Raw genomic sequence first — 13856 nt, forward strand, 5'->3', positions numbered from 1 at the left:
CTGCTCGCGAAGCATTTAGCGGGTCTGGCGTTCGCGAGCAGAGCTCGCTCCTACAGGTGCTCGGGCTCATCGCAGCAGCTCCAGCGCTTTATCCAGGGCGCTGAAGAAGCGTTCCAGGTCGGCGCCATCGTTGTACAACCCCAGCGACACGCGGATCGCCCCAGGCAGCCCCAGGCTTTTCAGCAGCGGCATGGCGCAGTGGTGTCCGGCGCGCACGGCGATGCCCTGTTCACTGAGCAAGTGGGCCAGGTCGGCGCTGTGCACCTCGGCCACGGTGAAGCTGGCCAGGGCTACCTGTGGCTCGCCGAGCCGGCGGACGCCGTCGCGCACGGCCAGGCCGGCCAGCAGCTTGGCATGCAGGGCGGCCTCGTGGCCGGCGACGGCCGCTGCGTCCAGGTGCAGCAGGTAATCCAGCGTCGCGCCGAGGGCGATCACGCTGGAGATGGCCGGTGTGCCGGCCTCGAAGCCCAGCGGAGCGGGACGAAAGCGCGCCTGCTGGTAGTCGGCGTCGAGCATCATTTCGCCGCCGAACTGCCAGTGCCGCAGCTGCGCCAACGCCGCGCGGCGCCCGTAGAGCAGGCCGACGCCATCCGGGCCATACAGCTTGTGGCTGGAGCAGACATAGAAATCACAGCCCAGGGCCTGCACATCATGGCGCCCGTGCACCACGCCCTGGGCACCGTCGATCACGCTCAGGGCGCCGTGGCCCTGGGCCAGGGCGATCAGCTCGCGCACCGGCTGCCAGCGGCCGAGCACGTTGGACAATTGCGCCACCGCCAGCACGCGGGTGCGCGGGCCGATCAGTACGGCGGCCTGTTGCAGGTCGATCTGTCCGCTGGCATCCAGCGGCAGTACCACCAGCTTCAACCCGCCCCGCAGCGCCAGTTGCTGCCAGGGCAGCAGGTTGGCGTGGTGCTCCAGGGCGCTGATGACGATCTCGTCCCCGGGCTGCAGCAGGTGCTCCAGACCGTAGGCCAGCAGGTTAAGGGACTCGGTGCTGCCGCGGGTGAAGAGAATCTCCTCGCTGCCGGCCGCATTCAGCCAGCGCGCGGCCTGGGTACGACTGTCCTCGAAGGCGCGGGTGGCGCGCTCGCCCGGCAGGTGCTGGGCACGGTGCACGTTGGCTGCACCGCTGGCGTAGTAGCCCAGCAGGCTGTCGAGCATGGCCTGCGGCTTCTGCGCAGTGGCGGCGCTGTCCAGGTAGGTCTGGCCTTCGGCGTCGAAGGCCTGGATGCCGGGAAAGTCGGCGCGCCAGGGAGAGATCAGGGACATGGGCTACGGCACCGCAGGAGATGTGTGCTGAGTATAAATAGACAGGCCGGGCATAAGCCCGGCCTGTGGCAACCGCGTAGCGCTTAGTTGTGCGCGTGCAGCGCTTCGTTCAGCTCGATCGCGGTCTTGTTGGTCTTGCACTCCACTGCACCGCTCTGCGAGTTGCGGCGGAACAGCAGGTCCGGCTGGCCAGCCAGGTCGCGGGCCTTGACCACCTTGACCAGGTTGTTCTGGTCGTCCAGCAGCGCCACCTTGGTGCCGGCGGTGATGTACAGGCCGGACTCGACGGTGTTGCGGTCGCCCAGCGGGATGCCGATACCGGCATTGGCGCCGATCAGGCAGCCTTCGCCGACGCTGATGACGATGTTGCCGCCACCGGACAGGGTGCCCATGGTCGAGCAGCCGCCGCCCAGGTCGGAACCCTTGCCAACGAATACGCCGGCGGAAACGCGGCCTTCGATCATGCCCGGGCCGGCGGTGCCGCCGTTGAAGTTGACGAAGCCTTCGTGCATCACGGTGGTGCCTTCACCGATGTAGGCACCCAGGCGCACGCGGGCGCTGTCGGCGATGCGCACACCGGCCGGCACCACGTAGTCGGTCATTTTCGGGAACTTGTCCACCGAGAACACTTCCAGCAGCTCGCCCTTCAGGCGGGCTTCCAGTTGGCGCTCGGCCAGCTCGCCGAGGTCGACGGCGCCCTGGCTGGTCCAGGCCACGTTCGGCAGCAGCGGGAAGATACCGGTCAGGTTCAGGCCGTGGGGCTTGGCCAGGCGGTGCGACAGCAGGTGCAGCTTGAGGTAGGCCTCGGGGGTGGAGGTCAGCGCGGCATCGTCGGCCAGCAGGGTGACCACCAGCGGCTTGGTGCTCTCAGCCAGACGGGTGAGCAGGGCTGCCTGGGCACTATCCACGCCCTTGAGCGCGGCAGCCAGCTCGCTGGCCTGGTTGGTGGTGATGGTGATGGCCTGGTTGCCACCGTTGTAGCCCAATTTGTCGCTAACGGCGGCGACCAGCTCGGCGGCCGGGTTGAGCAGGGGCTGGGCGTAGAACACTTCCAGCCAGTTACCCTGGCGATTCTGGGTGCCGACACCGAAGGCGATGCTGAAGAGGGTCGTGGACATGATGATTTCCTTGTTGCGAACGGGGTGGGCGCGCGGCGTCAGGCCAGCGCGGCGGAATAGAGTTCAGGCTTGAAACCGACCAGGGTGCGGTTGCCCAGGTCGAGTACCGGACGCTTGATCATCGACGGCTGCGCGAGCATCAGCTCGATGGCCTTGGCCTGGTCGAGATCGGCTTTCTGTGCGTCGTCGAGTTTGCGGAAGGTCGTCCCCGCACGGTTGAGGACGATCTCCCAGCCGTGCTCGTCGCACCATTTCTGCAGGTTGGCGCGGTCGATGGCGGAGACTTTGTAGTCATGGAAGCTGTAGCTCACGCCGTGCTCGTCGAGCCAGGTGCGGGCTTTCTTCATGGTGTCGCAGGCTTTGATGCCGTACAGGGTGATACTCATGGTCGTGATCCTTGAAAACTTACAGTCCTTTGCAACTCACAGGCCTTTGACGAAGGCGCGGATACGCTCGGCCGCTTCGATGCATTCGGCCAAGGGCGCAACCAGGGCCATGCGCACGCGGCCGGCGCCTGGGCTGACGCCCTCCACTTCGCGCGACAGGTAGGAACCGGGCACCACGGTGACGTGTTCGCGGGCGAACAGTTCACGGGTGAAGGTGGCGTCGTCCATGGGTGTCTTGGCCCACAGGTAGAAGCCGCCGTCCGGGCGTTGCACGTCGAGCACGTCGCCGAGGATGGCCAGCACCGCGTCGAACTTCTCGCGGTACAGGTCACGGTTGGCGCGTACATGCACTTCGTCATTCCAGGCGGCAACGCTGGCCAGCTGGGTTTGGATCGGCATGGCGCAGCCGTGGTAGGTACGGTACAGCAGGAATGATTTCAGAATATCGGCGTCACCGGCAACGAAGCCCGAGCGCAGGCCCGGCAGGTTGGAACGCTTGGACAGGCTGTGGAACACCACGCAGCGTTTGAAGTCGCTGCGGCCCAGTTCGGCACAGGCGGTCAGCAGGCCGGCGGGCGGGTTTTGCTCGTCGAAGTACAGCTCGCTGTAGCACTCGTCGGCGGCGATCACGAAGTCGTACTGGTCGGCCAGGGCGATCAGCTTCTTCAGTTCTTCGACCGGGATCAGGGCACCGGTGGGGTTGCCCGGAGAGCACAGGAAGAGGATCTGGCAGCGCTTCCAGACGTCAGCCGAGACGGCGACGAAGTCCGGGTTGAAGCCGTTGTCTTCCAGGCATGGCAGGTAGTGCGGCGTGGCGCCGGCGAGCAGGGCCGCGCCTTCGTAGATCTGGTAGAACGGGTTGGGGCTGACCACCAGGCCGCGCTCTTGTGATGAGTCGGCACGTTGCACCACGGTCTGGGTGAAGGCGAACAGTGCCTCGCGGGTACCATTGACCGGCAGCACGTGGCGCGCGGCATCCAGCCAACCGGCCGGGACATTGAAGCGGCGCTCGCACCACTGGGCGATGGCTTCGCGCAGGGCGGGCACGCCGAGGGTGGTCGGGTACACCGCCAACTGATCGAGATTGGCCGTCAGCGCCTCGCCGACGAACGCCGGGGAGCGGTGCTTGGGTTCGCCGATCGACAGGGCGATCGGGCGTTTGGCCGCATCCGGGGTGGCGCCGGCGAGCAGGCCGCGCAGTTTCTCGAAGGGGTAGGGCTGCAGCTGGGTCAGGGCGTGGTTCATAACGTCTCTTTGCGCATGCGAGCCGGGCGGCGCGAGGCCCGGCCGGGTTCAAATACTGATTGAGCTGAGGCTGACGGTCTCGCCGTTGGCTTGCGACAGCTGCTGGCCGATGGCCTCCTGCAGGCGGGCACACAGCTCGGGGTCGGACAGCGGCTGGTTATTGGCGTCGGTGATGAAGAACACGTCTTCCACCCGCTCGCCGAGCGTGGCGATCTTGGCGTTCTGCAGCGACAGGTCGAAATCCAGGAAGATCTTGCCGATCCGCGCCAGCAGGCCCGGGCGGTCCGGGGCGGTCAGCTCGATCACCGTCACCGGGCGCTGGGCATCGTTGTGGATGCTCACCTGCGGGGCGAAGGCGAAGTGCTTGAGCTGGCGCGGCACGCGGCGCTGGATGATGTTCGGGTAGTCGTCCGGGTTCTTCAGGGCGCTGATCAGGCCATCGCGGATCTGCTTGATGCGCGCTGGGTTGTCGCCGATGCGCCCGCCGTCGGCATCCAGGACGATGTAGGTGTCGAGGGTGAACTGGCTGGTGGAGGTGATCACCCGGGCGTCATGGATGTTCAGGTTGAGCTGGTCCATGGCGGCCACGGTCACGGCGAAGAAGTCGTGTTGGTCCGGGGCGTAGATGAAGATCTGGGTCGCACCCTCGAACTCGCGCTGGGCGGTTTCCTTGATCAGCACCAGCGGGTCGTTGCCGGCCGGGTGCTGGAGGATGGCCTCGGTGTGCCAGGCCACGTCGGCGGCGGTGTGGCGCAGGAAGTAGTCGTCGCCGAGCTGGCTCCACAGTTGCTCGGCGTCGTCCTGGTCGATGCCGCCGCGCACGAGGATGTCGATGGCCGACGTCTGCGTCTGGCGAATCTGCTCCTCGCGGTCCAGCGGGTTCTCCAGGCCGCGGCGCAGGGCGCGCTTGGTCTCGGTGTAGAGCTGGCGCAGCAGGCTGGCGCGCCAGGAGTTCCACAGGCTGGGGTTGGTGGCGTTGATGTCGGCCACGGTCAGCACATAGAGGTAGTCGAGGCGGGTCTGGTCGCCGACCAGTTGGGCGAAGTCGAAGATCACCTGCGGGTCGGAGAGGTCCTTGCGCTGGGCGGTGGTCGACATCACCAGGTGCTGCTGCACCAGCCAGACGATCAGGCGCGAGTCCCAGTTGGGCAGCTGGTGGCGCACGCAGAAGGCTTCGGCATCCACCGCGCCGAGGGCGGAATGGTCACCGCCGCGGCCCTTGCCGATGTCGTGGTAGAGCCCGGCGAGGTAGATCAGTTCGGGCTTGGGCAGCTTGTCGATGACCTTGCTGGCCAGCGGGAATTTCTCTGCCAGCTCCGGCCACTTGAGTTTGCGCAGGTGTTTGATCAGGTTCAGCGTGTGCGCATCGACCGTATAGATGTGGAACAGGTCGTGCTGCATCTGCCCGACGATGTCACCGAACTCCGGCAGGTAGCGGCCGAGGATGCCGTAGCGGTTCATTCGCCGCAGGTTGCGGTGGATGCCCTGGGGCGACTTGAACAGTTCGATGAACAGGCTGGTGTTGCGGATGTCGCGGCGGAAGTCGTCGTCGATCAGGTGACGGCTGTCGCGCAGCAGGCGGATGGTGTCGGCGCGCACGCCTTGCACTTCCGGGTGCTGGGCCATCAATACGAAGACTTCGAGGATGGCGAACGGGGTGCGCTTGAACACCCCGGGGCTGGTCACTTCGAGGTAGCCGTCACGGATCTGGAAGCGGCTGTTCAGCGGTTGTGCCGGGCCGGTTTCGCCGGCGCGCAGGATGACTTCGACGAAGTGCTGGTTGATCAGGTCGGACAGCTCGGCGACGCCCATGACCACGCGGTAGTACTTCTGCATGAAGCGTTCGACGGCCATCTTGCCTTCGCCGTCCTCGAAGCCGAGCATGGCGGCGATCTTGCGCTGGTAGTCGAACAGCAGGCGGTCTTCGGCGCGGCCGGCGAGCATGTGCAGGGCGTAGCGCACCTTCCACAGGAAGTCCTGGCTGGAAGCGAGCATGTTGTACTCGCTGTCGACCAGGAAGCCTTCCTTGACCAGCGAATGCAGGTTGAGGCTGCCGAACTGGCGGCGCGCTACCCAGAGCACGGTCTGGATGTCGCGCAGGCCGCCGGGCGAGCCTTTGACGTTGGGTTCGAGGTTGTACTCGGTGTCGTTGTACTTGGCGTGGCGGGCCTTGGCCTCCTTGCGCTTGGCCAGGAAGAAGTCCTTGCTCGGCCACATGCGTTCGCTGGCGGTGACGTCCTGCATGCGCTGGCGCAGGCGCTCGGGGCCGGCGATGGTGCGGCTCTCCATCAGGTTGGTGATCACCGTCAGGTCGGCGCGGGCCTCTTCGGCGCATTCGTCCACCGAGCGTACGCTCTGGCCAACTTCCAGGCCGATGTCCCAGAGCAGGGTGAGGAAGCCCTCGATGGGTGTGCGAAAGACTTCGTGGTCGGCGCTGTCGAGCAGGATCAGCAGGTCGATGTCGGAGTTGGGGTGCAGCTCGCCACGGCCATAACCGCCGACGGCCAGCAGGGCGATATCGGCGTCTTCGCTCCAGTCGAAGCGCTTCCAGGCTTCGTGCAGGACCTGGTCGACGAACCAGGCGCGGTCTTCGATCAGGCGGCGAATGTCGCGTCCTTCGCGGAAACGCCCGTCGAGCACCTCGCGGGCCTGTTTCAGGGCTTTCTTGAAGGCGGCGATGGGGCTGGACTTGAGCGCCAGTTCCGCCTGGAACTGGCCGCGATCAAACAACTCCGGGTCCATCTGCGGCATGCGTGCCTACCTTATATAAATGCTCAGGCGGAGGTGCGCGGCAGGGTGTCGTCGCTGCGCAGGGTGAGGATCTCGTAACCGTCGGCGGTCACCAGCACGGTGTGCTCCCACTGGGCGGAGAGCTTGCGGTCCTTGGTGATGGCGGTCCAGCCGTCGCCGAGCAGGCGGGTTTCCGGGCGCCCCTGGTTGATCATCGGCTCGATGGTGAAGGTCATGCCTTCCTTGAGCTCGAAGCCAGTGCCGGCACGGCCGTAGTGCAGGACCTGCGGTTCTTCGTGGAACACCGCGCCGATGCCATGGCCGCAGTATTCGCGAACCACGCTGAAACCCTGTTTCTCGGCATGTTTCTGGATCACTTCGCCGATATCGCCCAGGCGCGCGCCCGGCTTGACCAGCTGGATGCCTTTATACATGCACTCCTGGGTGACCTGGGCCAGCTTGACTGCCCATTCGGCGACCTTGCCGACCATGAACATCTTGCTGGTGTCGCCGTGGTAGCCGTCCTTGATCACGGTGACGTCGATGTTCAACACGTCGCCGTCTTTCAGCGGCTTCTCGTTGGGGATGCCGTGGCAGACAACATGGTTGATCGAGGTGCACACCGATTTGGGGAAACCCGGGCGGCCTGGCGCGGCGCCATAGTTGAGTGGCGCCGGGATGGCCTTCTGCACGTTGACGATATAGTCGTGGCAGATGCGGTCGAGCTCTTCGGTAGTGACACCGGGCTTGACGTGTTCACCGATCATCTCCAGCACTTCGGCGGCCAGACGGCCGGCCACGCGCATCTTTTCGATTTCGGCGGGAGTCTTGATGGTCACGGTCATGCGGTCTCTCTCGGCGCCAGTGGCGCAAGGCAAAATCAGGGAAGAGGGCGATTCTAGCAGAAAGCCGACCCGTGGCGGCAGGGCGCCGGGGCAGGTGCGCGGGTTTTGCAGGTGTCACTCACGCTAGCTCGGTGGGCGATTGTGTGATATAAAATGCGCCGCTTTACGGGCTGTGTGTCCGTGAAGCACTAAACCCGCACACGTATCGACACGTTATCCTGGGTGCCCGCAAGGGTTGGATAGCGGGATACGTGGAGGCCTAACCCGACTTATCAAGGAACTATCATGTCCCAAGTCAATATGCGCGATATGCTGAAGGCCGGTGTGCACTTCGGCCACCAGACCCGTTACTGGAACCCGAAAATGGGCAAGTTCATTTTCGGCGCGCGCAACAAGATCCACATCATCAACCTTGAAAAAACCCTGCCGATGTTCAACGACGCTCTGTCGTTCGTTGAGAAGCTGGCTTCGGGCAAAAACAAGATTTTGTTCGTCGGCACCAAGCGTTCCGCTGGCAAGATCGTTGCTGAAGAAGCAGCACGTTGCGGTTCGCCGTACGTCGATCATCGCTGGTTGGGCGGCATGCTGACCAACTACAAAACCATTCGCGCCTCGATCAAGCGTCTGCGCGACCTGGAAATCCAATCCCAGGACGGTACCTTCACCAAGCTGACCAAGAAAGAAGCGCTGATGCGCACCCGTGATCTGGAAAAACTGGATCGCAGCCTGGGTGGTATCAAGGACATGGGCGGTCTGCCGGACGCTCTGTTCGTAATCGACGTTGACCACGAGCGCATTGCTATCACCGAAGCCAACAAACTGGGTATCCCGGTTATCGGCATCGTCGATACCAACAGCAGCCCGGAAGGCGTTGACTACATCATCCCAGGTAACGACGACGCCATCCGCGCCATCCAGCTGTACATGGGTGCCATGGCCGACGCGGTTATCCGTGGTCGCGGCAATGCCGCTGGCGGCACCGACGAGTTCGTCGAAGAAGCTGCCTCCGAGGCCAGCGAAGGCTGATAGCGGGCGACTAACGTCACCCGTTGCGCAAGAAGGGGGCTAGGCCCCCTTTTTGCCACTTACGAATTTGTACCCGGTATCCGGGTTGATTGGTTGACTACCGATTCAAGAGGATAAAGAACATGGCAGAAATTACTGCAGCCCTGGTTAAAGAACTGCGTGAGCGTACTGGCGAAGGCATGATGGATTGCAAAAAGGCCTTGACCAAGGCCGGCGGCGACATCGAAAAAGCCATTGACGACATGCGTGCTTCGGGCGCCATCAAGGCCGCCAAAAAGGCTGGCAACATTGCCGCCGAAGGCGCCATCGCCATCAAGGACGACGGCAAGTCCGCCGTTCTGCTGGAAGTTAACTCGCAGACCGACTTCCTGGCTCTGCAAGACGACTTCAAAGCCTTCGTGGCTGCCAGCGTCGACCAAGCCTTCGCTGACAAACTGACCACTGTTGAGCCGCTGATCGAAGCCCGTGAAGCTGATCGCCTGGTTCTGGTTGGCAAGACCGGTGAAAACGTCAACATCCGCCGTCTGGCGCGTATTGAAGGCGACGTACTGGGTTCCTACCTGCACGGCAACAAGATTGGCGTAGTCGTGTCCCTGAAAGGCGGCACCGTCGAGCTGGCCAAAGACATCGCCATGCACGTAGCGGCCAGCAACCCTGAGTTCCTGCTGCCGACCCAAGTCTCCCCAGAGGCCATCGAGCGCGAGAAAAACGTGTTCCTGTCCCTCAACGAAGACAAGATGAAGGGCAAGCCGGCTGAAATCGTCGAGAAGATGATTGCTGGCCGTATCAGCAAGTTCCTGGCTGAAGCCAGCCTGGTTGAGCAGGCTTTCGTCAAGGATCCGGAAATCACCGTTGGTGCTCTGGCCAAGAAAGCCGGTGCTGAAATCGTTTCCTTCACCCGCTTCGCGGTCGGTGAAGGCATCGAGAAGCCGGTCGACAACTTCGCTGACGAAGTTGCTGCTCAAGTGGCTGCCGCCAGCAAGCAGTAAGACGGTTCTACACTGTCGTACCGAAGAGGCTGCCCGCTTATGCGTGCAGCCTCTTTTGCAAAGCGCGAGGCATTATTGCCAGCGCTGCACCAATTCACCGGGCAGTGGTCTGACTGCCGGGTAAAATACGAAGCCCTAGGCTTCGACTAGAAAACAACGCCGCAGGAGAGATACGCATGGCTCAGCAGGTGAGTGGTCGCCAACCTCGCTATAAACGCATTCTGCTCAAACTTAGCGGCGAAGCCCTGATGGGCTCGGAAGACTTCGGTATCGATCCCAAGGTGCTGGATCGCATGGCGCTGGAAGTCGGCCAGCTGGTCGGTATCGGCGTACAGGTCGGTCTGGTTATCGGCGGTGGCAACCTGTTCCGTGGCGCGGCATTGTCCGCCGCCGGGATGGACCGGGTTACCGGTGACCACATGGGTATGCTGGCCACCGTGATGAACGCCCTGGCCATGCGCGACGCCCTGGAGCGCTCGAACATCCCGGCCATCGTCATGTCGGCGATTTCCATGGTCGGTGTGACCGATCACTACGATCGACGCAAGGCCATGCGCCACCTGAAGACCGGTGAAGTGGTGATTTTCGCTGCGGGCACTGGCAATCCGTTCTTCACCACCGACTCTGCCGCCTGCCTGCGCGCCATCGAGATCGACGCCGATATCGTACTCAAGGCCACCAAGGTCGATGGCGTGTACACTGCCGATCCTTTCAAAGATCCCAATGCCGAGAAGTTCGAGCGCCTGACCTATGACGAGGTGCTTGATCGCAAGCTTGGGGTGATGGACCTGACGGCGATCTGCCTGTGTCGCGATCACCAGATGCCGTTGCGGGTTTTCAACATGAACAAGCCCGGCGCCCTGCTGAATATCGTGGTGGGTGGCGCTGAAGGCACGCTGATCGAGGAGAATGCACAATGATCAACGAGATCAAGAAAGACGCCCAGGAACGCATGCAGAAGAGCCTGGACTCGCTGGGTCAGGCGTTCAGCCGGATTCGTACCGGCCAGGCGCACCCGAGCATTCTGGCTGGCGTGATGGTGCCTTACTATGGCGCCGATACCCCGCTGAACCAGGTGGCCAACGTCACCGTCAAGGACGCCCGCACTCTGCAAGTGGTGGCCTTTGAGCGCAACATGCTGGCGGCCGTCGACAAGGCGATCCAGAGTTCCGGCCTGGGCTTCAACCCAACCAACCTGGGCGAGCTGTTGCTGATCTCGATGCCGGCCCTGACTGAGGAAACCCGCAGGGGCTTCACCAAGCAGGCGCGTGGCGAGGCAGAAAACGCCCGTGTCGCGGTGCGCAACATCCGCCGTGATGCCATGGCTCAGCTCAAAGACCTGGTCAAGGAAAAGGAAATCAGCGAAGACGACGAGCGTCGTGCCGCCGATGACGTGCAGAAGATGACCGACAAGTTCGTTGCTGAAGTGGAAAAGGCGCTGGAAGCCAAAGAAACCGATCTGATGGCGGTCTGACGGTCCTTTCCCATGGTCAAGAGCAAGCAGGAAGCAGCGGCGATAGTGCCACGTCATGTGGCCATCATCATGGATGGTAATAATCGCTGGGCGAAGAAGCGTCTGCTGCCTGGCGTCGCCGGGCATAAGGCGGGCGTCGATGCGGTGCGCGCGGTGATTGAGGTGTGCGCCGAGGCGGGGGTTGAAGTGCTGACCCTGTTCGCCTTTTCCAGTGAGAACTGGCAGCGCCCGGCCGAGGAAGTGGGTGCGTTGATGGAGCTGTTCCTCAGTGCCCTGCGCCGTGAGGCGCGCAAGCTGAAGAGCAATGCCATCAGCCTGCGCATCATCGGCGATCGTTCGCGCTTTCACCCGGAACTGCAGGCCGCCATGCGCGAGGCCGAGCAGCAGACCGCCGGTGACAGCCGCTTCGTCCTGCAGATCGCCGCCAACTACGGTGGTCAGTGGGATATTGCCCAGGCCGCGCAGCGCCTGGCGCGTGATGTGCAGGCCGGGCATCTGCAACCGGAAGACCTGACGCCCGAGCTGCTGCAGGGCTGTCTGGCCACGGGGGACCTGCCGCTGCCGGATCTGTGTATTCGTACCGGTGGCGAACACCGCATCAGCAACTTCCTGTTGTGGCAGCTGGCCTATTCCGAGCTGTATTTCTCCGACCTGTTCTGGCCGGACTTCAAACACGAGGCCATGCGCAAGGCGCTGGCCGACTTTTCTACCCGCCAGCGGCGCTTCGGCAAGACCAGCGAGCAGGTAGAAGCCGAGGCGCGTAACTGATGCTGAAACAACGGATCATCACGGCGCTGATTCTGCTGCCAATCGCTCTGGCAGGTTTTTTTCTGCTGAACGGCGCGCTTTTCGCCCTATTCATCGCTGCGGTGGTGACTCTGGGTGCCTGGGAGTGGGCTCGCATGGCGGGCTTCACTAGTCAGGTGCAGCGCGTCGGCTACGCCGCCGTGGTGGCGGTAGTGCTCTATGGGCTTTACCTGACTCCGGCGCTGGCCCCTTGGCTGCTGGGGTTGGCTGTGCTCTGGTGGTTGCTGGCGACCCTGCTGGTGCTCGGTTATCCGGGTAGCAGTCGCTACTGGGGTGGTTTACCGGGCAAGTTGCTGATCGGTCTGCTGATCCTGCTACCGGCCTGGCAGGGCCTGGTGCTGCTCAAGCAGTGGCCGCAGGCCAATGGCTTGATCATTGCGGTAATGGTGCTGGTGTGGGGCGCCGATATTGGTGCCTATTTCTCTGGCAAGGCCTTCGGCAAACGCAAGCTGGCGCCGAGCGTCAGCCCCGGTAAGAGCTGGGAAGGGCTGTATGGTGGTTTGCTGGCCAGCCTGCTGATCACTGCTGCGGTCGGTCTTCAGCAAGGCTGGCAAGGCAAGAACTTCGCTCTGGCGCTGGGTGGCGCGGCGCTGGTGGTGCTGGTGTCGGTAGTCGGTGATCTGACCGAAAGCATGTTCAAGCGCCAGTCGGGGATCAAGGACAGCAGCAATCTGCTGCCTGGGCACGGCGGCGTGCTGGATCGTATCGACAGCCTGACTGCTGCGGTGCCGGTGTTCGCCGTACTGCTCTGGCTGGCCGGCTGGGGCGCTCTGTGAGTCAGCTGCAACAGATCACGGTTCTCGGGGCAACCGGCTCCATCGGTCTCAGCACCCTGGGCGTGATCGCTCGGCATCCGGAGCGTTATCAGGTTTTTGCGCTGACTGGTTTCTCGCGCTTGCGCGAGCTGGAACAGCTCTGTCTCAAACACTGCCCGCAGTTTGCGGTGACGGCCGACGAACATTCTGCAGCCCAGTTGCAGGGCGCTTTGCGGGCTGCCGGCCTGTCGACCCAGGTACTGGCTGGCGCCGAGGCGCTGTGCGAGGTTTCCGCTCATCCCGATGTGGATGCGGTGATGGCCGCCATTGTCGGCGCCGCCGGCTTGCAGCCGACCTTGGCAGCGGTCGAGGCGGGCAAGAAGGTGCTGCTGGCCAACAAAGAAGCGCTGGTGATGTCGGGTGACCTGTTCATCCAGGCGGTGCGCCGCAGTGGCGCCGTGCTGTTGCCGATCGACAGTGAGCACAACGCGATCTTCCAGTGCCTGCCCGGCGACTATGCGCGTGGCCTGGGTGCGGTAGGTGTGCGCCGCATTCTGCTGACCGCCTCGGGTGGCCCGTTCCGCGAAACGCCGCTGGCCGAGCTGGAGCAGGTCAGTCCCGAGCAAGCCTGCGCCCATCCCAATTGGTCGATGGGGCGCAAGATTTCGGTGGACTCGGCCAGCATGATGAACAAGGGGCTGGAGCTCATCGAGGCCTGCTGGCTGTTCGATGCCAAGCCCCCGCAGGTCGAAGTGGTGATTCATCCGCAGAGCGTGATCCATTCGCTGGTCGACTATGTCGATGGCTCGGTGCTGGCGCAGCTGGGGAATCCGGATATGCGTACGCCGATCGCCCATGCATTGGCCTGGCCGCAGCGCATCGATTCCGGGGTGGCGCCACTCGATCTGTTTGCAGTGGCGCGTCTGGATTTTCAGCGCCCGGATGAACAGCGTTTTCCTTGCCTGCGTCTGGCGCGACAGGCGGCAGAAGCGGGTGGCAGTGCGCCGGCGCTGCTCAATGCGGCCAATGAAGTGGCTGTGGCGGCCTTTCTCGAGCGGCGCATCCGCTTCCCGGAGATCGCGCGTATCATCGATGAAGTATTGAATTCCGAGGCCTCGACTGCGGTCGAAAGCCTCGGCGCGGTGCTGGCTGCCGATGCCCGGGCGCGTGCCCTGGCTGGTGAATGGTTGAATCGCCACGGGCGTTGAG

13 protein-coding genes are annotated in these 13856 nt (G+C 63.5%); 7 read left to right on the forward strand and 6 right to left on the reverse strand.

What is annotated here, in order from left to right; genetic code table 11:
• Positions 1-66: 66 nt before the first annotated feature.
• The 6 genes from H3H51_RS06170 to map form a co-directional block, all read right to left on the reverse strand.
• Positions 67-1272, reverse strand: coding sequence for an aminotransferase class V-fold PLP-dependent enzyme (locus H3H51_RS06170; RefSeq protein WP_183088173.1), 1206 nt, complete (start codon positions 1270-1272; stop codon positions 67-69).
• A gap of 83 nt (positions 1273-1355) precedes the next feature.
• The gene (dapD, locus tag H3H51_RS06175) at positions 1356-2390 is read right to left on the reverse strand and encodes a 2,3,4,5-tetrahydropyridine-2,6-dicarboxylate N-succinyltransferase (RefSeq protein ID WP_183088174.1); all 1035 of its coding nucleotides are present in this window, start codon (positions 2388-2390) and stop codon (positions 1356-1358) included.
• Between the two features lie 38 nt (positions 2391-2428).
• Entirely contained in the window at positions 2429-2776 is a 348-nt protein-coding gene (locus H3H51_RS06180) for an ArsC family reductase (protein ID WP_183088175.1), read from the reverse strand.
• Positions 2777-2812: 36 nt separating this feature from the next.
• Positions 2813-4021: a succinyldiaminopimelate transaminase gene (gene dapC, locus H3H51_RS06185; protein ID WP_183088176.1), complete on the reverse strand. Its 1209-nt coding sequence runs from the start codon at positions 4019-4021 to the stop codon at positions 2813-2815.
• A gap of 48 nt (positions 4022-4069) precedes the next feature.
• Complete coding sequence (locus H3H51_RS06190) at positions 4070-6772, reverse strand: [protein-PII] uridylyltransferase (RefSeq protein WP_183088177.1); 2703 nt, start codon at positions 6770-6772, stop codon at positions 4070-4072.
• 23 nt (positions 6773-6795) lie between these two features.
• Positions 6796-7596, reverse strand: coding sequence for a type I methionyl aminopeptidase (gene map / locus H3H51_RS06195; protein WP_183088178.1), 801 nt, complete (start codon positions 7594-7596; stop codon positions 6796-6798).
• A gap of 285 nt (positions 7597-7881) precedes the next feature.
• On the opposite strand from map, the gene rpsB reads away from it, so the two are divergent.
• The 7 genes from rpsB to ispC all read left to right on the forward strand — a co-directional run bounded on the left by rpsB (position 7882) and on the right by ispC (position 13855).
• Positions 7882-8622 carry a 30S ribosomal protein S2 gene (gene rpsB / locus H3H51_RS06200; protein WP_183088179.1) on the forward strand — a complete coding sequence of 247 codons (741 nt, stop codon included), beginning with the start codon at positions 7882-7884 and terminating at the stop codon, positions 8620-8622.
• 122 nt (positions 8623-8744) lie between these two features.
• Positions 8745-9611, forward strand: a complete 867-nt coding sequence (gene tsf, locus H3H51_RS06205) for a translation elongation factor Ts (protein WP_183088180.1) — start codon at positions 8745-8747, stop codon at positions 9609-9611.
• A gap of 176 nt (positions 9612-9787) precedes the next feature.
• Positions 9788-10531: a UMP kinase gene (gene pyrH, locus H3H51_RS06210; protein WP_183088181.1), complete on the forward strand. Its 744-nt coding sequence runs from the start codon at positions 9788-9790 to the stop codon at positions 10529-10531.
• Positions 10528-11085, forward strand: coding sequence for a ribosome recycling factor (gene frr, locus H3H51_RS06215; protein ID WP_183088182.1), 558 nt, complete (start codon positions 10528-10530; stop codon positions 11083-11085). The genes pyrH and frr overlap by 4 nt, the downstream gene beginning before the upstream one ends.
• 12 nt (positions 11086-11097) lie before the next feature.
• Positions 11098-11853: a polyprenyl diphosphate synthase gene (uppS, locus tag H3H51_RS06220; protein WP_183088183.1), complete on the forward strand. Its 756-nt coding sequence runs from the start codon at positions 11098-11100 to the stop codon at positions 11851-11853.
• Positions 11853-12668, forward strand: coding sequence for a phosphatidate cytidylyltransferase (locus H3H51_RS06225; protein ID WP_183088184.1), 816 nt, complete (start codon positions 11853-11855; stop codon positions 12666-12668). Before uppS ends, H3H51_RS06225 begins: the two co-directional genes overlap by 1 nt.
• Positions 12665-13855 (forward strand): 1-deoxy-D-xylulose-5-phosphate reductoisomerase, encoded by a 1191-nt coding sequence (gene ispC, locus H3H51_RS06230; RefSeq protein WP_183088185.1) that lies wholly within the window; start codon positions 12665-12667, stop codon positions 13853-13855. Before H3H51_RS06225 ends, ispC begins: the two co-directional genes overlap by 4 nt.
• The last annotated feature ends 1 nt before the right edge of the window (position 13856 follow it).

This window comes from Aquipseudomonas ullengensis (assembly GCF_014174475.1).
GTDB lineage: Bacteria > Pseudomonadota > Gammaproteobacteria > Pseudomonadales > Pseudomonadaceae > Aquipseudomonas > Aquipseudomonas ullengensis.